Annotated in this window: 22 protein-coding genes; 9 read left to right on the forward strand and 13 right to left on the reverse strand. The window is 62.3% G+C overall.

What is annotated here, in order from left to right; all coding sequences use genetic code 11:
- Window position 1: 1 nt before the first annotated feature.
- Both N5D53_RS00795 and N5D53_RS00800 read right to left on the reverse strand, forming a co-directional pair.
- Window positions 2–913 (reverse strand): aldo/keto reductase, encoded by a 912-nt coding sequence (locus tag N5D53_RS00795; RefSeq protein WP_029615403.1) that lies wholly within the window; start codon window positions 911–913, stop codon window positions 2–4.
- Window positions 914–1,002: 89 nt separating this feature from the next.
- Entirely contained in the window at window positions 1,003–1,866 is an 864-nt protein-coding gene (locus N5D53_RS00800; RefSeq protein WP_121161634.1) for a Dyp-type peroxidase, read from the reverse strand.
- 184 nt (window positions 1,867–2,050) lie between these two features.
- Here N5D53_RS00800 and N5D53_RS00805 point away from each other — a divergent pair, with 184 nt between their 5' ends.
- A complete protein-coding gene (locus N5D53_RS00805; protein ID WP_190869236.1) occupies window positions 2,051–2,944 on the forward strand; it encodes a bile acid:sodium symporter family protein in 894 nt (297 codons plus the stop codon).
- Between the two features lie 43 nt (window positions 2,945–2,987).
- Here the strand turns inward: N5D53_RS00805 and N5D53_RS00810 are convergent, their stop codons facing one another.
- The gene (locus N5D53_RS00810; protein WP_004374446.1) at window positions 2,988–3,455 is read right to left on the reverse strand and encodes a sterol desaturase family protein; all 468 of its coding nucleotides are present in this window, start codon (window positions 3,453–3,455) and stop codon (window positions 2,988–2,990) included.
- A 397-nt stretch (window positions 3,456–3,852) separates the two neighbouring features.
- Between N5D53_RS00810 and N5D53_RS00815 the strand changes: the two genes are divergently transcribed.
- Together N5D53_RS00815 and N5D53_RS00820 are read left to right on the forward strand one after the other, a co-directional pair.
- On the forward strand, window positions 3,853–4,566 hold the full coding sequence (locus tag N5D53_RS00815; protein ID WP_004374444.1) for an MgtC/SapB family protein: 714 nt from the start codon (window positions 3,853–3,855) through the stop codon (window positions 4,564–4,566).
- A 17-nt stretch (window positions 4,567–4,583) separates the two neighbouring features.
- Window positions 4,584–5,093, forward strand: a complete 510-nt coding sequence (locus N5D53_RS00820) for a GNAT family N-acetyltransferase (protein ID WP_064492027.1) — start codon at window positions 4,584–4,586, stop codon at window positions 5,091–5,093.
- A 41-nt stretch (window positions 5,094–5,134) separates the two neighbouring features.
- Here N5D53_RS00820 and N5D53_RS00825 read toward each other — a convergent pair whose 3' ends face one another.
- The gene (locus N5D53_RS00825) at window positions 5,135–6,703 is read right to left on the reverse strand and encodes a sensor domain-containing diguanylate cyclase (RefSeq protein ID WP_064492026.1); all 1,569 of its coding nucleotides are present in this window, start codon (window positions 6,701–6,703) and stop codon (window positions 5,135–5,137) included.
- 152 nt (window positions 6,704–6,855) lie between these two features.
- Here N5D53_RS00825 and N5D53_RS00830 point away from each other — a divergent pair, with 152 nt between their 5' ends.
- Both N5D53_RS00830 and N5D53_RS00835 read left to right on the forward strand, forming a co-directional pair.
- Complete coding sequence (locus tag N5D53_RS00830) at window positions 6,856–7,356, forward strand: DUF4142 domain-containing protein (RefSeq protein WP_010954125.1); 501 nt, start codon at window positions 6,856–6,858, stop codon at window positions 7,354–7,356.
- Between the two features lie 8 nt (window positions 7,357–7,364).
- Window positions 7,365–7,616, forward strand: a complete 252-nt coding sequence (locus N5D53_RS00835) for a hypothetical protein (RefSeq protein WP_004374436.1) — start codon at window positions 7,365–7,367, stop codon at window positions 7,614–7,616.
- Window positions 7,617–7,707: 91 nt separating this feature from the next.
- Here the strand turns inward: N5D53_RS00835 and N5D53_RS00840 are convergent, their stop codons facing one another.
- Complete coding sequence (locus N5D53_RS00840) at window positions 7,708–7,872, reverse strand: DUF6021 family protein (RefSeq protein WP_010954124.1); 165 nt, start codon at window positions 7,870–7,872, stop codon at window positions 7,708–7,710.
- A gap of 55 nt (window positions 7,873–7,927) precedes the next feature.
- The gene (locus N5D53_RS00845; protein ID WP_279839201.1) at window positions 7,928–8,914 is read right to left on the reverse strand and encodes a DNA-binding protein; all 987 of its coding nucleotides are present in this window, start codon (window positions 8,912–8,914) and stop codon (window positions 7,928–7,930) included.
- A 231-nt stretch (window positions 8,915–9,145) separates the two neighbouring features.
- On the opposite strand from N5D53_RS00845, the gene N5D53_RS00850 reads away from it, so the two are divergent.
- Window positions 9,146–9,718: a phosphoribosyltransferase family protein gene (locus N5D53_RS00850; RefSeq protein WP_279839203.1), complete on the forward strand. Its 573-nt coding sequence runs from the start codon at window positions 9,146–9,148 to the stop codon at window positions 9,716–9,718.
- Between the two features lie 142 nt (window positions 9,719–9,860).
- Here N5D53_RS00850 and N5D53_RS00855 read toward each other — a convergent pair whose 3' ends face one another.
- From N5D53_RS00855 to N5D53_RS00870, 4 genes are all read right to left on the reverse strand, one after another.
- Window positions 9,861–10,751 (reverse strand): universal stress protein, encoded by an 891-nt coding sequence (locus N5D53_RS00855; RefSeq protein ID WP_121161636.1) that lies wholly within the window; start codon window positions 10,749–10,751, stop codon window positions 9,861–9,863.
- A gap of 160 nt (window positions 10,752–10,911) precedes the next feature.
- A complete protein-coding gene (locus N5D53_RS00860) occupies window positions 10,912–11,163 on the reverse strand; it encodes a hypothetical protein (RefSeq protein ID WP_010954120.1) in 252 nt (83 codons plus the stop codon).
- Window positions 11,164–11,361: 198 nt separating this feature from the next.
- Window positions 11,362–11,754 carry a CBS domain-containing protein gene (locus N5D53_RS00865; RefSeq protein WP_279839208.1) on the reverse strand — a complete coding sequence of 131 codons (393 nt, stop codon included), beginning with the start codon at window positions 11,752–11,754 and terminating at the stop codon, window positions 11,362–11,364.
- Window positions 11,755–11,812: 58 nt separating this feature from the next.
- Window positions 11,813–12,373, reverse strand: a complete 561-nt coding sequence (locus tag N5D53_RS00870) for an Hsp20/alpha crystallin family protein (RefSeq protein WP_049587895.1) — start codon at window positions 12,371–12,373, stop codon at window positions 11,813–11,815.
- Between the two features lie 198 nt (window positions 12,374–12,571).
- Between N5D53_RS00870 and N5D53_RS00875 the strand changes: the two genes are divergently transcribed.
- Complete coding sequence (locus N5D53_RS00875; RefSeq protein ID WP_104961673.1) at window positions 12,572–13,306, forward strand: hypothetical protein; 735 nt, start codon at window positions 12,572–12,574, stop codon at window positions 13,304–13,306.
- On the opposite strand, the gene fnrB is transcribed toward N5D53_RS00875, so the two are convergent.
- Window positions 13,275–14,006 (reverse strand): Crp/Fnr family transcriptional regulator FnrB, encoded by a 732-nt coding sequence (gene fnrB, locus N5D53_RS00880; RefSeq protein WP_190869237.1) that lies wholly within the window; start codon window positions 14,004–14,006, stop codon window positions 13,275–13,277. The genes N5D53_RS00875 and fnrB overlap by 32 nt on opposite strands.
- A 224-nt stretch (window positions 14,007–14,230) precedes the next feature.
- Between fnrB and N5D53_RS00885 the strand changes: the two genes are divergently transcribed.
- Window positions 14,231–14,800, forward strand: coding sequence for a GNAT family N-acetyltransferase (locus N5D53_RS00885; protein ID WP_121161644.1), 570 nt, complete (start codon window positions 14,231–14,233; stop codon window positions 14,798–14,800).
- Between the two features lie 59 nt (window positions 14,801–14,859).
- Window positions 14,860–16,227, forward strand: coding sequence for an erythromycin esterase family protein (locus tag N5D53_RS00890; RefSeq protein WP_190869238.1), 1,368 nt, complete (start codon window positions 14,860–14,862; stop codon window positions 16,225–16,227).
- A 17-nt stretch (window positions 16,228–16,244) separates the two neighbouring features.
- Here N5D53_RS00890 and N5D53_RS00895 read toward each other — a convergent pair whose 3' ends face one another.
- Both N5D53_RS00895 and N5D53_RS00900 read right to left on the reverse strand, forming a co-directional pair.
- Window positions 16,245–16,916 carry an alpha/beta hydrolase gene (locus N5D53_RS00895; protein ID WP_020190848.1) on the reverse strand — a complete coding sequence of 224 codons (672 nt, stop codon included), beginning with the start codon at window positions 16,914–16,916 and terminating at the stop codon, window positions 16,245–16,247.
- Window positions 16,909–17,601, reverse strand: a complete 693-nt coding sequence (locus tag N5D53_RS00900) for a phosphoribosyltransferase (RefSeq protein WP_190869239.1) — start codon at window positions 17,599–17,601, stop codon at window positions 16,909–16,911. The genes N5D53_RS00895 and N5D53_RS00900 overlap by 8 nt, the downstream gene beginning before the upstream one ends.
- Window positions 17,602–17,720: the final 119 nt, after the last annotated feature.

Below are 17,720 nucleotides of genomic sequence, written 5' to 3' on the forward strand. Positions count from 1 at the left end.
GTCAGGCAAACTGTGTGATCAGCGCCTGTTGCTGCGCCTGGGTGAGCATTGGCTCATGCCCGGCCTTGAGCTGATCGAGCTGGCGGTCAGGCCGACTGGTAGCGGGTATGACCGTGGTCACTGCCGGGTGACTGAGGGCGAACTTGAGAAACAGCTGTGCCCAGCTGCCGATGCCTGCTTCGGCGGCCCAGCCCGGCAAGGCCTGGCCTTTGACCCGGGCGAACAGCCGGCCATCGTCGAAGGCCCGATTGATCAACACCGCAACGCCCTTGTCCTGGCACAGCGGCAGCAGTTCCCGGGCAGCGTCCGGCGCGTTGACCGAGTAGTTGATCTGGATGAAGTCCAGCGGCTCGCTGCGCACGATACGGGCGACGTCGTCGTGGCCACTGTTCAGGTAATGGGTGATGCCGACATAACGTGTCCCGCCCTGCTGCTTCAGCTCGCGGGCATAAGGCAGCTGCGTCTGCCAGTCGCGCAGGTTGTGAATCTGCAGCAAGTCGACCTTGTCGGTGCGCAGGCTCTTGAGGCTGCCGGCCCACTGCGCCTGGGCTTCAGCCCGGCTATTGGCGGCGATCTTGGTGGCAAGGAAGCACTGTCGGTGCCAGCCGCCCTCTTCCAGCAACTGGCCGAGAATGCTGTCGGCGCCCCCGTAGTTGGGCGAGGTGTCGATCACCCGGCCGCCGCCTTCGAAAAATGCCTTGAGCACCGTTTTGAGCTGAAGGTACTGGGGCGAACCGCTTTCTACCTCGAAACTGCCCGACGTACCGGCCCCGATCACCGGCAACGCTTCACCGGTGGACGGGACTTTGCGCGCCAGCAAACCCGCCGGCGCGGCAGCGTGCAGCCAAGGGCTGGCGGCGGCCAGCAACCCCAATGTTGCACCTGCGCGTAGGACTTCACGACGTGCGTACATGGAAAATCTCCCGTCATGAATCGGAAACTTTCAAGGCTAGCCGCTCTGTCCCTCGCCTGCGGGTGTTTCTGTATCTGGATGTTTAGAGATCAGGCCCCCAGCAAGGGGCTCAGATCGACACCCGTCTCGCTCATTGGTGGGCACCAGTAGTAGCCCCCCGTCAGCGGGCGGCTAAAGCGGTACAGCCCGTCGATGATGCCGTCTTCCAGGCCACTCATGCGCCGCAGCTGCACCTCGAATGCCTCGAAACTCTTGCCCAGGGCGACGAAAGCCAGGCCGGCGCCGCGTTGGTCGGCCCAGGATACCGAGCGACGGACCATGAACGCCTCGGGTTCAAAGCTTTCCTGGGCGGTGCGCTTGACGTGCGCGGACGCGGGGGCGTCGTCGAGTTCTTCGTTATCGCTCAAGCGACGGCCGATGATGTTGTCCTGGTCTGCCTGGGGCAGCGACTTGAAGTATTGCAGGTCGTGCTTCCACAGCTGGAACGCGGCAAAGCTGGAGCCATCTGCGGCAATGGCCGCTTGCACCGCCTCTTCGTCTGCCGGGTTTTCGGTGCCGTCTTCATAACCGGTAAGGTCATGGCCGCCCCGGTGCAGGAAGCCATCAACGCTGTCGGCCAGGCTCAGGGCGGGAGCCAGCGCCTGCTCCAGGGCCTGGGCGCGCAGCAGCAGGTCGCCACGTTCGTCGCCACGCAGCCACAGCCACAGGGCGTGTTGGGTGCTGGGGTTCTCCACCGCGGCATCCAGCAGCGGGAACGGGCGCAGGCCTGGTATTTCACGGCCCAGGGCCTTGGCCAGCGGGGCGCCTACGCCCAGCAGCAACTGTTTGCCATCGACCTGCGGCAGCAAGGCATCCAGCGCGGCAGGCAACGCCTCGGGCGACTGCAGGGTGAAGAACAGGTGACGGGCGTGGGCAGGCACCGGGGTGGCAAGCAGACCTTGCTGGAACGGCATATCAGGCTAATCCTAAGGTAAAAACGGAATGCTACTTCGCCTGCATGCCTGCTGCAATGCGGCATGCAGCCTCGCCAGCCGCTGCACGTGGTAACAAACGGTTACCAAGAGCTGGCCCTTTGCAATTAGCTATCAATCAAGGCCGACCTACACTGCTTCAGATCCTTCGCCCGAGAGACCACTCATGACCGCCTCGCCCCTGCTCACTGCGTTTCTGCCGCTTGCCCTGGGCATCATCATGCTTGGCCTTGGGTTGTCGTTGACCCTGGCTGACTTCGCTCGCGTGGTGAAGTATCCAAAGCCCGTGGTGGTGGGCCTGGTGTGCCAGATCCTGCTGTTGCCGCTGGTGTGCTTCCTGATCGCCAACGGCTTTGGCCTGGAATCTGCCCTGGCAGTGGGGTTGATGCTGCTGGCTGCTTCGCCGGGTGGGACCACGGCCAACCTGTTCAGCCATCTGGCCCACGGTGACGTGGCATTGAACATCACCCTGACGGCGGTCAACTCACTGATCGCGATCCTGACCATGCCGTTGCTGGTGAACCTGTCGCTGAGCTGGTTCATGTCCTCGGACCAGGCTATTCCACTGCAGTTCGCCAAGGTCATGCAGGTGTTCGCCATCGTCTTGCTGCCGGTGGCGCTGGGCATGCTGATTCGCCATTTCGCCCCGGCGTTCGCTGCGCGCATGGAAAAACCGATGAAGCTGGTGGCTGCGCTGTTCCTGGCCTTCACCATCGTCCTGGCATTGGCCAAGGACTGGCAGACAGTGGTCGAGTACGCACCGGTGGTGGGCCTGGCGGCGCTCCTGTTCAACCTGCTGAGCCTGACGGTGGGCTATTGGGTGCCGCGGCTGTTGAACATTCCCAAGCGCCAGGCGATTGCCATTGGTATGGAAATTGGCATCCATAACGGGACCTTGGCGATTGCCCTGGCGTTGAGCCCTTCGCTGCTGAACAACGCGACCATGGCGGTGCCGGCTGCGTTGTACAGCTTGATCATGTTCTTTACCGCGGCCGGGTTTGGCTGGTGGGTGAGCCGCGGGCATGTGGTGGCAGAGCCCAAGGGTGAAACCGTGAACTGATGTCACCCGATGCCCGGCAGGTGCCGGGCGTGCCAGGGATGCGTCACGATTGGCTGCGCCTGCTGCGCAGCTGCTGCTTCAACACCTTCAGCGGCGGCGCATAGAAGAACCCGAACGACACGCTCCCCGTGCGCCCCTTCACCGCATGGTGCAGGCGGTGCGCGCGGTGCAAGCGTTTCAGGTAGCGGTTGACCGGCCGCGGCTTGCGCGGCCAGTGCCGGTGAAAGAAACCGTCGTGGGCCAGTACATACAGTGCTCCATAGCCTGCCACACCACCGCCCACCCACTGCAAAGGCGCATAACCACTTTTGCCCAGCGCCACCAGCGCCGTGGCGATCAGCCCCAAGGCCACCAGGTACAGGTCGTTGGTTTCGAGCATGCCCAGGTGTGGCTCATGGTGCGATCGGTGCAGCCACCAGCCCCAGCCATGCATGATGTACTTGTGAGCCAGTGTGCCAACGCCCTCCATGGCCACCAGGGTGCCGAACAATATGGCGAGATTGAACAGCATGGAACGGTCCGGGTGATGGCAAAGGAAGGCGCAAGGTTACCGGCTGCCCAGGGTTTTTTCCATGTGGGCGTGACCGGCAGCAGGCCGTTCCCGGATGAAGCCATTGTCATGTTTTTGACCTTGACCTGCTCTGCCCTGCGGCGTATGGTCCGCGACGCAATTTTGCCTTCCTCAACAGGAGACCTGCCTTGGACAGTAGCCCCAGTCGCTTGCGACAGGCCCGCGTGGCGCGCTAGCCCGGCAGTGTTCCGCACTGTCTGGCCGCTCTGGCAAGACGGTGGTTTCCCGTAACCCCCGCTTCTCCTTCCCTCCGCGTGGTCCTGCGCAATTTCTGGTTATTTCAACCGCGCCAACTGATGGCGTTCATGCGGGCGTGTGCCTGCGGAAGAGGTTTGCTATGGATTGGAAAGTATTTCTGCTGCGCGTCAGCATTGCCCTGGTGCTGGGGGCGCTGATCGGTGCCGAACGGCAATTGCGCCAACGCCTGACCGGGCTGCGCACCAATGCGCTGGTCAGTACCGGTGCCTGCCTGTTCGTATTGATGACCCAGGCGGTGCCAGGCATGGCGCCTGCCGATGCGTCGCGGGTCGCAGCCTATGTGGTGTCGGGCATCGGCTTTCTCGGCGGTGGCGTCATCATGCGCGATGGTTTCAATGTACGTGGCCTGAACACCGCGGCCACCTTGTGGTGCACGGCTGCGGTCGGCGTGCTGTGCAGCCTCGGGCTGATGATGGAGGCGGCACTGGGTAGCCTGGTGGTGCTCTGCGCCAACATCCTGTTGCGTGATATCGCCCAGCGTCTGGACCGTCAGGACGTGGTGCCGGCCAGCGAGGTGGAACAGCACTTCGAAGTCCGTATCGTCTGCCGCGGCGAGGACGAGATCCAGGTGCGTAGCCTGATGCTGCACAGCCTGGGCGATCCACAGCTGCGCCTGCAGTCGTTGCAGAGCCAGGACCTGGACAACCCTGCGCGCCTGGAAGTGCGCGCCGAGCTGTTGGGCACCGCGCAGGCGCCGGCGCAACTGGAGCGCCTGGTCAGCAGGGTCAGCCTGGAGAAAGGTGTAAGCTCGGTGCGCTGGCAATTGCAGCCGCAGGTGCTGGCGACGGATTAGAACGACAGGAGTGATTCATGCTTATCCGCCCGACCCTTGAACCAGACATCACGTGGCTGCCGGACGTCGAGCGCTCGGCAGCCCAGGCCTTTGCCAGTTGGCCGGCACTGGCCTGGCTGGCGCAAGGCGAAGTCATGGATTGCGCGGCGCACAGGGCTTTCGTCGAGGCAGGGGGTAGTTGGGTGGCGCAGGACGCGACTGGGCGCATTGTGGGTTTTGCATGCGCCCGGCTGGCGGATCAGGCATTGCACCTTCATGAAATATCGGTGTGCCAGGAGGCCCAAGGGCAAGGTGTCGGGCGCCGGTTGCTGCAGCAAGTGGTCGATGCAGCGCGCTGCGCCGGTGTACGCGAGCTGACGCTGACCACCTTTGTGGATGTGCCTTGGAATGCTCCGTTTTATGCCCGTTTCGGGTTTGAGATGCTTCAGGATAGCCGGCTTTGCGAACGACTCCGTGGCATCCTGGCCAGCGAGCATGCTCACGGTCTTCTCGGGCGTTGTGCAATGCGTCTGAACGTGGGGCTCTAGTTTCATCGCGCCGCATGGTGCCCCCGCGATCTCCAGCCAGGTCAGCAATTCTGCCCTGCCGCCACACTACCGGCCACGCAATACCCATCTCGCCCCTGCTGTTTGGCCTGGTACAACGCCCCATCAGCCGCCGCGACCAGCGCCTCGGCAGTACCCCCCTCCCGCGCCAGGTCGACCACCGCGATCCCGGCACTGAACGACACCCTTCCCAATGGGCTGGCGGCATGTTCCAGCGCCTGACGGCGCAACAGCTGCTGTAACTCCTGCACCAGCAGTTCCGCGCCACGGCCATCGGTATCGGGCAGCAACAGCGTGAATTCCTCCCCACCATAGCGCACCGCCAGATCGGCCGGCCGTTTCAAGGCCTGTTGCAGCACCTCGGCAAAGCGTCGCAGGCACTGGTCGCCAGCCGGGTGACCGTAGTGGTCGTTGTAGGCCTTGAAGTAGTCCAGGTCCAGCATCACCAGTGCCAGGGGATAGCCTTGGCGCCGTGCACGGCGCAGTTCAGGTTCGAACACGCCATCCAGCCGCCGACGGTTACCCAGCCCTGTAAGGCTGTCGGTCAAGGCCAACGCTTTCAGCGTCTGGTGAGCCTGGAGCAGCGCCCGCTCGATCACGATCCGCTCGCGCAGTTGGCGCAGCACCACACCGCCAAACGCTGCCAGCCCCACCAACAACAGCAGCAAGACCGCCACCGACTTGATCGCATCGTACCGCCAGGGCGCGACAATGGATTCACGCGACAGCCCCGCCTCCACGACCAACGGGTAGCTGGACAACGCGCGGTAGCCATACAGCCGAGGGGTACCGTCGACAACCGCTACCGCCTCGGCTACCCCTTCTGTGGCATACGGCAAGTGGTTGCGGAAGATCTCACTGTTGGCAAGACTTCGGCCTATCACCTGTTCCACGAACGGGCGCCGTACCAGGAGGGTGCCGTCGCGCTTGGCCAGCACCAGCGCGCCGCGTTCGTCGATCTTGAAGTCGCCGTAGTAACGCACGAACCACGCCACTTTGATGGTGCCGAGCAATACGCCGGCGAAGCTGCCGTCGGCATGCTCCAGGCGCCTGGAAATAGGAATGATCAGGTCGCCGGTGGAACGGCTGCGCACCACCGAACCGATATGTACACCAGGGTCGGTATGGCTGCGGTGATAGGCGAAGTAGTCCCGGTCGGCGTTATTGGCCTTGGGCGGGATGGCCGCCTGATCCGTGACGATCCAGCTGCCGTCCGGGCCGTAAACGAAAAGCCCGTGCAACTGCGGCATGATGCGTTTTTGCTGGGCCAGCAAGGCATGCAGGCGGGGCCGGTCGATGTGATCGAAACCATCGCCTTCCAGGCGCTCGGCCAAGGCTGCGGTAATGGCGTCGACCTGGCGGATAGCGTCCTCGGCGTGCTGCGCCGTAGCCCGGGCCAGGTTGCTGACCATGTTCTCGGCATTGTTATAGGCAAAGCGGTAGTCGCGCCAGATGCGCCAACCTTCCACCAGTACAAATGCCAGCATCACCACCAGCATGAATGCCAGTACCAGGCGGAACAGCGCCACGGCGCGGCCCTCGCCACTTATGGCGAAAAGCCCATCGTCATCCTGTTTCCTGGCTGCGCACATTGGAATCCCTGGCCCTACGGCGTTCGCCGTCTTCACTATAGTTCAGCGTCGCACGGTCGGAACCGGCGGCAAAAAAGATTAAACCTTTGCCCCGCCTTCACCCTCAACCGTACGCGACATTGAGGTCGCGCCACGGTTTAAAGGAGTGAAGCATGAATAGTCTCTTCATCAGACGCGTTGGTTTTTCCATGGTGTTGGGCCTGGCATCGGTGCACGCAATGGCCGCGACTTCCGATGATTTCGTCGATGCAGCCACCGAGGCCGGCATTGCCGAAGTGGTGACCGGCAAGCTGGCTCAGGAGAAAAGCCAGAACGCCGAGATCAAGTCATTCGCCCAGCAAATGGTCACCGACCACACCCAGGCCAACCAGAAACTCGGCGACATTGCCCGCAAACTGGACATTTCGGTTCCGGATGAGGCCGCGATGACCGACAAGATCAAGAAAGTGATCCTGGAGTGGCGCGATGAGTCCTTCGACAAGTCGTACCTCAACAACCAGGTCGACGCTCACGAAAAAGCGGTGGAGCTGTTCAAGAAAGAGGCCGCATCGTCCGACAAGGCCGAGCTGAAGGCCTTTGCCAGCGAAACGCTGCCCAAACTCGAACAGCACCTGGAACAGGCCAAAGCCCTTCAGTCCAAGCACGGCAAGTGAGGCCGCACATGAGTAACGATGCATTGAAGACCGAAGTACTTACCCGCCTGCTGCATGCCCACCCCGAAGGCCTAGGCAAGGAAGTGCTGGACAACTACCGCGGTGAAAAGGCGGTGGCCGGCATGCTCAAGACGTTGCAGGAAGCCGGTTTGATTCACGACGGTAGCGTGGCGGTAAGCAGTGATCACCAGATCAGCGTGCACTACCCGATCAAGCTGTCGGCGGCGGGCGTAGAGGCCGCCAGGCGCGCTGAAGGCTGACAGTCGTCTGTGGTGACCGTCGCCGGCATGCTGGTTCCCAAGGGATCGCACATGGCTTGCCGGCGACGAGACCAGTAATCAAGGCCGTGGTTTACTCCTTTTTCTCAATGTCTCTAGGCGGCTTGGCCGGCCCCTGCGGGTCGACTTGAGGGTCTTCGGCATCCGGGGAGTCGGGGTCGAAACCAAGGTCTGCCTTTTTATCGGCCTGCTCGGCCGAGTGAGGCCCCTCTTTGTGTGGCGGTTGAGATCCAGGCATGGCGTTGTCTCCGGTGAGTGTCTAAGGAAGAAACCACCCGCCAGGAAAAGTTTGATTAATCTGCAACCGAGGCCAATTGCGCCCGACACTGCGCCAGCGCCTCATCACGCGCCTTCAACTGCTCCTCAAGCCACTGCAACTGCCGCGCCTGCTCGGCGCACACGTCGCGCCTGGCTTCAAGGCTCTGGGCTTGCACATCCAGCTGCCGACGCATCTCTTCGCTGGCGCCTTGTGCCTGGGCCAGGATGGTGCGCAGGCCCTGGATCTGCGCATCGCGTTGTTCCAGCAACTCATCCTGCGCCCGGCATTCGCTGGCCGCCTGACGATGCTCTCCCAGCAGGCGCTCATTGTCACGGTGCAAACGGGTAAGTTCGTCCTGCTTGACGATCATGCCCTGCTGCAACTGACGTAATTCCACCTGCATCTGCTGCAACTGCGCTTCGTGGCGGCGCTGTTCCTGCTCGCGCTGTTCACGGCTGGCATTGCGGTAGTGCTCCAAGGCGTCGCGGGCATGGCGGTGCTTGTCCTCCAGCGACTTGACCTGCTCGTCCTTGTCAGCCAGGCGCACCTGCAACTCACCCAGCGACTGGTTGAGGCTGGCACTGCGCAGCTGTTCGGCCTGCAACGTGCTTTGCGTGGACAGCAGTTTTTCGGTTTCCGCGGCCAATGCCGCTGCATCGATCTTGTGTTGCTGATGCGCTGCGGCCAGTGCCTTCCGGGCAATTTCCAGCTGCGCCTCAAGCTGCTCGCGCTGTTGAGTGAACGTGCTCTCGGCCTGCTCGATCTTCAGGTCGGCCTCGTCCTGCAGCTGCGTTGCCAGTTGCCCGACCAGGCGGCTCAGCACATCGCTCAGCGCCACCCCGCCTTCGGACGCCACCGGCTGCTGGCCGTTCAGTTCCTTCAGGTAGCGGTGAATCGTGGTTTTGGAGCCGGTGTTGCCCAACTCGATACGTATGGCATCGATGCTGGGGTTCTCACCCCGGGCGATCAGTGCCTGACGCGCCTGCTGCACTACCACCTTATTGATACCGCCACGGGCCATGCTTGCTCCTACGATTTTGTACTGTGTTATGTAACATGTAATTACGTACCAATTATGGCGATAGCAAACCCCTCCTGCAAACATTTCCTCAGATGAAATAATCACGGCTTATCGCATGTGATGCACAAAACGGGCTTGTTTTCGATTCGATCACTTGGCTTTTATCATGCCCACCTCAAGGTGCCCGGGTAGGCTCCCGAACAGAGTGATATCCAATAAAGGAAAAACACCATGAATCGCCCCGCTCCATCGAGGGTTCGCCTGTATGACGAAGACGATCTGGACTGTGTGCTGCGCTCGATGGCCCGCCAGGCCATGGCCTGCTTGCCTACGTCTGAAGTCGCGCTGGTAGGCATTCAGCGGCGTGGTGAGCCGCTGGCGCAGCGCCTGCAACTGCACCTGCAAGCACTGAACGGTGCTGCGCCATTGCCGCTCTACCCGATCAAGGTCAAGCGCTATGCAGACGACCTGAGCCTCTTGCATGCGCATACTCAACTCACCGAAAACCCGGAACTCGCCAAGCTCGACCTTGCCGGAACCACCTTGCTGGTGGTCGATGACGTGCTCTACGAAGGGCACTCTCTGCTACGCACCTGCGCCTACCTCGCCGAACTGGGTGCGCGCCACCTCATCAGCGCGGTGCTCGTCGACCGCCACGTCTGCCGCCAACCGGTGCATGCCGATATCGTCGGCATTCATCTGCAGGTCGCGGCGCAGGATATCGTCGAATGCCATGTGCCCCCCTACGAGGGGCAATTCTGCGTGGAGGTGGTGCGCCACGGCCGAACAGGCGATACCGCCTGATTCAACGGCCAGGTGCGGGGCCTTCTCGTCAGGATTGAAAATCAAGGCCTCCAGGCGCTACCTTGCACCGGGTGGTGCTGAGCCACTGATTACACGTCGCCAGCCGTTCGTCGTTCTTGCGGTCGTCGCCAGCCGCACAGCCCTACACCACCAGAATATTGCAAGGCACCTGGTACAACACATGCTCGGTGGTACTGCCGAACAGACGGTCCAACCCCCGTGCAATTGGTCGCCCCATGACCAGTACGTCCACCGGCTGTGATTCGACGTATTCGCTGAGCACCGGGACCGGGCGGCCGAGCACGAAGTGGCAGCGTTCCGGTGGTGCGCCGAAGCGTTCGGCCAGTTTCCTGAAATCATCTTCCAGCGCTTGGCGCATGGGCTCGGCAATGTCACCGATGGCCCAGGCGGCATAGCCCATGTCGCCCATGTAGGCCATCGACAGATCGCAGGCGTGCAGCAGGTCCAGTTGCGCCCCTGTCTGCAAGGCCAAGGCACTGGCCTGCTGGACGATGCTGTCATTTCGGGCTTGCCCCTCTTCCGAGGTGTCGGCCACGTCCACCGCCGCCACGACCTGGCGCGGCAACGTCGGCCGGTTGGCCCCGAGCAGGTAGACCGGGACCGGGCAGTGGCGCAACAGTTGCCAGTCAAGCGGGGTGAAGAAGGCGCGCTTGAGCGCGGGCTCATGCTCGACCTGCTTGAGCAGCAGGTCCGGTTGCATCTCCATGACGTGCTCCAGGATGTCATCCTGCAGGTCATTGCTCCACGCCACCTCGGTCGTCACCTGCACGCCGGAGGCACGCAGCGCGTTCGCCTGGGTTTCCAGCTGTTGCTGCTGAGCGCGCCGGTAAGCCTCCCGCTCCGTTTGGTGCTTACCGGACTCCAGTAGCCAGAGTTTGTCCAGTGCTTCGAGCAAGGCGACGATGTGCAGGCTGGCCGATGCGGATCGGGCCAGTGCAACGGCCTGCTCCAGGGCGACCGCCTGGTGCAGCATCGGGCGCATGATCAGCAACAGGCGTTGATAGTGGCTCATGATTGCCTCCAACGGTGGGCCGGCCTGATCACTCAGGTCGCTCGGGTTGCATCGAGAGGGGGCTTTCGTCGGGCAGTGATTGACTGCTGCTGCCAGCATCCAGTTCATGCCGCCCTTGGCGCTTGGTTTTTATCAAGCGTGCGAACGCCTGCAGCGTGGCTCAATGTCTGGCCTGTTGGCGCAGTTGCCGCACCTCGTCCTGAGCCTGGGTTGCCCGCCTTAGGGCCTCGTTGGCGGTCTGCTCGACCAGATCGATGCGGTAACACACTTGATCGGCGCGCAACCTTGCGGTGGCGGCGTTGTTCTCCGCCGACTCCAGGCGCGCATCGTATTCCTCGGCGCGCCACGCCGTGCAGCCTGACGCGGTAACCAGCAACAGGCTTGCCCACCCGCAAAGCACATAACGTCGCATGTCCGTACCCTCTTGCATGCCAGGACACGCTGAGTATCGCTGGCGGCGTGCGCTGCAGCCTGACATTTGTCAACCGCGAGCGGCCTTTTCACCGGGTTTGACCTTTATCAATTGGGGATGCTGTTGCGACTGTTGCAGCGCCAAGAGGTCAACGACATTCACCACCCTCACACGCACGTCTGGAGCCTGCATTGCCAATCAGGTATCGGGCGCTGGGGCTGGGCCTGCCATGATGACGAGATGCCCGAGGTGGTGCTTGCCTGTGCGAGCGATGTGCCGACGAATATTGGCGCGCCGCATATTGAGGATGACATCGAACAGGTCCTCGTTCTGGTTCGCGGTGATCAGAGGCCGGGGCAGTACATCGACCGCCTGCAGGTCCTCCTGATCCGGTGGGTTGCGCGCAATGATCCGCAACGCCAGGTCGCGATCGGTGATCAGGCCGATGGGCCGACAACGCTCGCCGTCGACATGTTCGGCCAGCACAAGATCGCCGACATGGTACTGATTCATCATGCGCGCCGCGGCATAGATGGAGATACCGGGTGGTGCGGTGACCACGTCCCGGTTGCAGTATTTGCCAATGGACATCATGTTCTACCTCCACGGGCGGAGCCTCCTTGCTCCTCGATGCAGTGAGGGTGGGTGATCATTTACCGCTCTTGATCGGAATCACCTTTTCCGGATGGATGGCTTCGGCACGCTTGGGCAGGTGCACCAGCAGCACGCCCTTGTCGAACTGGGCGTCGATTTTCTCGGCGTCGACCCCACGGGGCAGCTGGAAAACCCGTTCGAAGCTGCCGTAATGGCGCTCGGACAGGTGATATTCCTTGCGTTTTTCGTCCACTTCCTCCTTTTTCTCGCCCCGGATCAACAGGTTGCCATTGACGAGCTTGATCTCGATATCCTTGGCATCCACGCCAGGCAACTCGGCGCTGATGCGGTATTCCTCGGCCAGCTCGCTGATGTCCATGGCCGGCATGCCGTGGGTGAACAGGTCACGCCGCCAGAACGGTTCGACATCGAACGGTGTGTGGCTGAACGGCATGCGCATCGGCCGCCGTCCAAAATCCTCGAACAGGCTGTCGATCTGACGGCGCAATTGCTGGAAGGGCCGCCACAGCTCTGAAGGTTCTACGCTGGGCGGCGAACCTTCGGTTGGCTGGCTGGCGACGGGGGTAACAGGCACTTTCTTGGCAACGTCTGACATGGAGTCCTCCGCGAATGAGTGAATGAGTATTGCCTCCCAGGGAGACGCCTCGATCATGCGCCGTGGGGCAGCACCCCATTTGATCTTTATCAACAAGGTGAAGTCCCTGCCGCCCGCTGGTTTGATCCTGGTCAAAGTGCCGGATTGGCGACGGTCTAGGCTGATTACAGCAAGTCATCATTACCGTGCGAGGCAGTCATGGACCGGGAGGGTGCCAGCGTCCGCTTGCTCCAGACATTGCCCGGCCTGGGCATCCAGCAATTCGTGCGCCTGGCCCTTTGCAGCCAGCCATGCAGCGAGGCAATGGCTGGCCAGTACTGCGTGCTCAGCGGTCGAACCGAGTGCTGGCCATGCAGTTACGTGACCCTGCCTGGCGTGGCCGGGCAATTTATCGTCAGCACCCAGAGTGCGCAGCCCTTGGGACGGGCGGGGGAACTGTTCGACTATTCCGGGCCGCTTGGCAGCGCTTGGCCGTTGCCCCTGCAAAGTACAAGGTTGCTGGCCATCAGTCGCGCCGATGGCCTGCTGCCCTTGCTGGGTGCGCTGGATGAGATTCGCTGCTGGCTGCCTGGGGTAGAATTGCAGCTGTCACATGACGGCATTGCGGCCGAACTGCTGCCTGACGATTGTCGAACCTGGCTGTCGGCACTGTCGCCAATGCCGCGTGACTACAGCAGTGGTTGGTGGCAAACCAGGCACTTGCTGACAACTTTCCGCCCGGACACGGTGTACTGTTGCGCGCCGCCACAGGTGGCGCGCCAAGTGGCACGGTTGTGCTGGCAAACTGGCGTAGCCGCGCAGCGTATCTGGATACGCACAGATCATGTGTCACGCCCGATCTGGGTGGGGCACTCCGCCGGAAGCTGGCCTGTGCAACGCTATGACCGGGTGCTTGCCGCGCTCAAGTGGGCTCCTCCAGGCGGATCAGGTTGACCAGGCCTTGCATGTCGATGAGCCTGACCTCACGCCCGGCGCACAGCACGAGACCTGCATGGACGAAGCGGCTGAACAGTCGGCTGACCGTTTCCAGCGTAAGGTCCAGGTAGTTGGCGATATCACCACGGGACATGGGCAGGTTGAACACATCCGCCCGCAAGCCTCGCGCCTGGTAACGCGCGGACATGCCCAGCAGGAAGATCGCCAACCGCTGTTCGGCACGCCCATGGCAGCAGCGCAGGTGCTCGTCCTTGCCCTGGATCCCCAGGCTGAGCATGTGCAGCAACTGATAGCGCAGCCCCGAAATCTGGCCGGACAGGTCCACCAGCTGGTCCAGCCTGATGGCGCAGACCAGCGAGACTTCCAGGGCAACGGCAAAGCTTCGGTAATGACTGGCACCAATAGCGTCCAGCCCGAGCATTTCCCCCGGCAGGAGAAAGCCGGTCACCCGCTCGGTGCCCTCGGCATCGAGCAGAAAATTCTTGATCGCCCCGGGGCGCAAGGCATACACGTGCTCCATGGGTTCATTGGCCTTGAACAGGTACTCACCCCGCTTCAACGGCCGGTTACGGCGGACAATTCGCTCCAGCTTGGCCACTTCGTCGGCACTGAGGCTGGCTGCCAGGCAAAGCCGGCTCAACGAGCACGCAAGGCACTTGACCTGGAGCTTTGCTCCCATTTCCGCAGGGCCTGACATGCCGATGCCTCTGCTTTTTTGCAGGCGGGTATCTATTGAAGTTAGCGGCTCCACTAAACGTTAGCGGTCTGTCCGACCAAGGGTCGGACGCTACCCCCGGCAATACCCGCTTTTTACTATCGGTTTGACAGGTCATGTGGGAAGCAATTGACAACTGTCAAGTCAGGGCAAGGCCCGCTGCCGAAACTGAACTTCCTTGTTCATTCGACACAGAGGACATTGCCATGGCGCCCGCCGAGACTTCCCGTGAGCATAAAACGCCTTCGTTCCCAAAACCTTCGGGTGAATACTGGATCGAAGCCCTTGAAAACGGCGTTCACGTATTGATCAGGCCCTTGCAAGCCCAGGACCGAGAACGCGAAAAAGCCTTCATCGAACGGCTGTCGCCCGAATCGCGGCATTTCCGCTTCCTGTGCCAGCTCAGGGAGCCCGGTGAGGCCATGCTCGACCAACTGATGAAGGTCGATCAGGATCGCCAGGCGGCCTACGTCGCCCTCGCCCACGTGGATGGCGAATTGCAGGAAGTGGGCATTTCCCGCTACGCCACCGCCAGCGGCAAGGACGAGTGCGAATGTGCCGTTACCGTCATGGACAGCTGGCAGCATCATGGCTTGGGTCGCCTGCTGCTCAAGCACCTGATCGACCATGCCCGAGCCAAGGGCTTGCGGCAGATGTATTCGGTCGACGCAGCAGCCAACCAAGCGATGCGCGAGCTGGCCAAAGCGGCGGGGTTCACCACCGCCGCTGACCCGGATGATCCCAGCCAGGTCATCCACCGGCTCTCCCTGATCTGAACCCTGGGCCGTCGCACTGACGGGTCAATGCGCGGCGGCCCGATTACGGGAGGCTCCCCATGAACGGCCCTTCGAAGAAATTGATGGAAAAACTCTACGGCAAGCAGTATCAGGTCGACACTGCCGATATTGCCCCGGTGCTTCATCAGTACGCCGAACCTTTGCCGAACCTGGATACGCCGGCATTCGCAGCGCTGTTCGATCGCTACGCTGACGCGCGCGTCATCCTGCTGGGCGAGGCAAGCCACGGCAGCAGCGAATTCTATCGCGCCCGCGCGGCGATCACCCGGCGCCTGATCGAACAGCATGGATTCAACATCGTCGCCGTCGAGGCCGACTGGCCGGATGCCGGGCATGTCGATCAGTACGTCCGAGGCTTGGCGCACTCGGCGTGGAAACGCCATATTTTCAGCCGTTTTCCAACCTGGATGTGGCGCAATAGCGAAGTCAAAGCCTTCGCCCAATGGCTGCACGGGCACAACCGCCTGCTGCCCACCGACCACCGCGTGGAATTCCGCGGCCTGGATGTCTACAGCCTGCGCAATTCCATCCATGAAGTCCTGGCCTATCTGGACCGGGTCGATCCGCATCTGGCCCATGAAGCCCGTCGCCGCTACGGTTGCCTGACGCCTTGGCAGGACGACCCCGCGCTGTACGGGCACTTTGTCGAGCACAGTGGCGTCATGCCATGCGAGCAACCGGTGATCCAGCAACTGAATGCCATGCTCGCCGAGCAATTGTCAGGGCTTGTCCGCAATGATGAAGCTTTTTTCAACGCCACGCAGAATGCCCGTGTAATCATCGCCGCAGAGCACTACTACCGCGCCATTTACCGAGGTTCGACGGCGTCCTGGAACCTGCGCGACCGGCACATGTTCGATACCTTGCGCGCGCTGCTGGAACACCGTGGCCCCCACGCCAAGGCGGTGGTCTGGGCTCACAACTCCCATATCGGCAATGCCGCAGCCACGGAAATGGGCTGGAAAGGCCAGTTCAACATCGGCCAGCTTTGCCGCAGCGCTTTCGGGCACGACGCGGTGTTGATCGGCATGGCCACCGACCGCGGCCAGGTGGCCGCCGCCGATGACTGGGACGGCGACATGCAGATCAAGGAAATCCGACCTTCGCGCAGCGACAGCTGGGAGCATCAGTTCCGCCTCGCAGGCGTGCCTGCCTGCCTGAGCGACTGGCGCGACCCACGGCGCAAGGAGCTGCGCCATGTGTTGTCCACGGTGCTACTCGAACGCGCCATCGGTGTCATCTATCGCCCAGAGAGTGAACGGCTGAGCCATTACTTCGAGGCGGTGCTGGCCGAGCAGTTCGATGCGCTGCTCTGGTTCGAGCAGACCCGGCCGGTGACTGCCCTGCCCTTGCCGAAACAACAGCATCTTGAGCCAGAGGACGAAACCTATCCATTTGGTGTATGAGCCTCGGCCAAGCCCCATCAGACGGATATGCGCTGCAGGTACTTCACGAACCAGTCACCGGCGAGCGCCGCGGCCTTCGCCAAGGTGCCAGGCTCTTCGAAAAGATGCGTCGCGCCTGGCACCACTTCAAGATGCCGCTCACAGCTCAGCAAGCGGTCCACCTGACGATTGAGCTCAAGGACCAGGGCGTCCTGGCTACCTACGATGTGCAAGGTTGGCGCCTGCACACGGTCCAGCATCGGCCCAGCCAGGTCTGTTCTGCCGCCTCTGCTCACCACCGCCGCCACCCGTTCGGGACGCTGCGCAGCCGCCCACAGGGCCGCAGCGGCCCCCGTGCTTGCACCGAACAAGCCGATGCGCAACTTGCGCAGTTGCGCATCGTTTGCAACCCAATCGACAACATCGATCAAGCGCTTGGCCAGCAAGGCAATGTCAAAGCGCAATTCTCCGGTCTCGTTATCCAGTCGTTGCTCAGCCTCGGTCAGCAGGTCGAAGAGTAGTGACCCCAGGCCACGTGCCGCGAGAGCGTCTGCTACGTATTGATTGCGGGCGCTCAGACGTCCGCTGCCGCTGCCATGGGCAAAGATGACCAAAGCGCAGGCGTTGGCCGGCTCACGCACGTCCGCCACGAGTTCGACGCCTGCCAGCTTCATCGTCTGTGTGCGAACTTCAACCCTGTGCTCAGTCATGGGGCGCCCTCCGGCAAAGCGCTTGCTGATCGGCCTGCCCCATGAGCGTCATCACTTCCTCGTCTGATGTCTGCGGGAAGTCCTGATACCAATAGCCAACCGAAACCATCCGCTCAGGCACCAGCGGGCATACCAGCTCATCCACTTCACCGTACAGCGCTTCGAGCGTTTCTGGCGGTGCGACCGGGACGGCGACCACGATCCGCGCCGGTGATTGGGCTCGCGCGGCCTGAATAGCCGCCCGCATCGTGGCGCCGGTCGCCAGGCCGTCATCGATGAGAATCACCACCTGATCCTTGAGTTGCAGGGGTGGCCGCCCTCCCCGGTAGCCCCGTTCGCGCCGGGCCAGCTCCTCGGTTTCCCTGGCAACCACGGCGTCGAACAACGCGGGTTCTACCGGATAGGCCCGTAGCGTGTCGTCATTGAGGAAAGTGACTCCGCCGCTGGCTATCGCCCCCATGGCGAACTCGGGGTGAAACGGCATGCCGAGCTTACGCACCACCAGCAGGTCCAGGCGGACGTTGAGGGCGGTCGCGACTTCGTAGGCCACCGGAACGCCACCACGCGGCAGTGCGAGCACGATCACGTCGGGCCTGCCAGCGTAGCGGGCCAGTGGCTCGATCAGGCATCGTCCTGCCTGGGTACGGTCGGCAAACAAGGTTGGCAACGCAAGGTCATGGGACATGAACACCTCCCGCGCCGCTACGGGCGCCTGTCACTGCGGTTTCCGATGGGGGCCGTTGGTTGCTTCAAGCCGTGACTGCACGCCCCTCCTCGGGCAACAGGTCGAACTGCGCGAGGCAA

Origin of the sequence: Pseudomonas sp. GD03862 (assembly GCF_029840855.1) — a bacterium.
GTDB lineage: Bacteria > Pseudomonadota > Gammaproteobacteria > Pseudomonadales > Pseudomonadaceae > Aquipseudomonas > Aquipseudomonas alloputida.

Bases quoted from the DNA above. Each gene is read 5' to 3' on its own strand.
- N5D53_RS00795 (WP_029615403.1), bottom strand. From the start codon at position 913: ATGTACGCACGTCGTGAAGTCCTACGCGCAGGTGCAACATTGGGGTTG.
- N5D53_RS00800 (WP_121161634.1), bottom strand. From the start codon at position 1,866: ATGCCGTTCCAGCAAGGTCTGCTTGCCACCCCGGTGCCTGCCCACGCC.
- N5D53_RS00805 (WP_190869236.1), top strand. From the start codon at position 2,051: ATGACCGCCTCGCCCCTGCTCACTGCGTTTCTGCCGCTTGCCCTGGGC.
- N5D53_RS00810 (WP_004374446.1), bottom strand. From the start codon at position 3,455: ATGCTGTTCAATCTCGCCATATTGTTCGGCACCCTGGTGGCCATGGAG.
- N5D53_RS00815 (WP_004374444.1), top strand. From the start codon at position 3,853: ATGGATTGGAAAGTATTTCTGCTGCGCGTCAGCATTGCCCTGGTGCTG.
- N5D53_RS00820 (WP_064492027.1), top strand. From the start codon at position 4,584: ATGCTTATCCGCCCGACCCTTGAACCAGACATCACGTGGCTGCCGGAC.
- N5D53_RS00825 (WP_064492026.1), bottom strand. From the start codon at position 6,703: ATGTGCGCAGCCAGGAAACAGGATGACGATGGGCTTTTCGCCATAAGT.
- N5D53_RS00830 (WP_010954125.1), top strand. From the start codon at position 6,856: ATGAATAGTCTCTTCATCAGACGCGTTGGTTTTTCCATGGTGTTGGGC.
- N5D53_RS00835 (WP_004374436.1), top strand. From the start codon at position 7,365: ATGAGTAACGATGCATTGAAGACCGAAGTACTTACCCGCCTGCTGCAT.
- N5D53_RS00840 (WP_010954124.1), bottom strand. From the start codon at position 7,872: ATGCCTGGATCTCAACCGCCACACAAAGAGGGGCCTCACTCGGCCGAG.
- N5D53_RS00845 (WP_279839201.1), bottom strand. From the start codon at position 8,914: ATGGCCCGTGGCGGTATCAATAAGGTGGTAGTGCAGCAGGCGCGTCAG.
- N5D53_RS00850 (WP_279839203.1), top strand. From the start codon at position 9,146: ATGAATCGCCCCGCTCCATCGAGGGTTCGCCTGTATGACGAAGACGAT.
- N5D53_RS00855 (WP_121161636.1), bottom strand. From the start codon at position 10,751: ATGAGCCACTATCAACGCCTGTTGCTGATCATGCGCCCGATGCTGCAC.
- N5D53_RS00860 (WP_010954120.1), bottom strand. From the start codon at position 11,163: ATGCGACGTTATGTGCTTTGCGGGTGGGCAAGCCTGTTGCTGGTTACC.
- N5D53_RS00865 (WP_279839208.1), bottom strand. From the start codon at position 11,754: ATGTCCATTGGCAAATACTGCAACCGGGACGTGGTCACCGCACCACCC.
- N5D53_RS00870 (WP_049587895.1), bottom strand. From the start codon at position 12,373: ATGTCAGACGTTGCCAAGAAAGTGCCTGTTACCCCCGTCGCCAGCCAG.
- N5D53_RS00875 (WP_104961673.1), top strand. From the start codon at position 12,572: ATGGACCGGGAGGGTGCCAGCGTCCGCTTGCTCCAGACATTGCCCGGC.
- fnrB (WP_190869237.1), bottom strand. From the start codon at position 14,006: ATGTCAGGCCCTGCGGAAATGGGAGCAAAGCTCCAGGTCAAGTGCCTT.
- N5D53_RS00885 (WP_121161644.1), top strand. From the start codon at position 14,231: ATGGCGCCCGCCGAGACTTCCCGTGAGCATAAAACGCCTTCGTTCCCA.
- N5D53_RS00890 (WP_190869238.1), top strand. From the start codon at position 14,860: ATGAACGGCCCTTCGAAGAAATTGATGGAAAAACTCTACGGCAAGCAG.
- N5D53_RS00895 (WP_020190848.1), bottom strand. From the start codon at position 16,916: ATGACTGAGCACAGGGTTGAAGTTCGCACACAGACGATGAAGCTGGCA.
- N5D53_RS00900 (WP_190869239.1), bottom strand. From the start codon at position 17,601: ATGTCCCATGACCTTGCGTTGCCAACCTTGTTTGCCGACCGTACCCAG.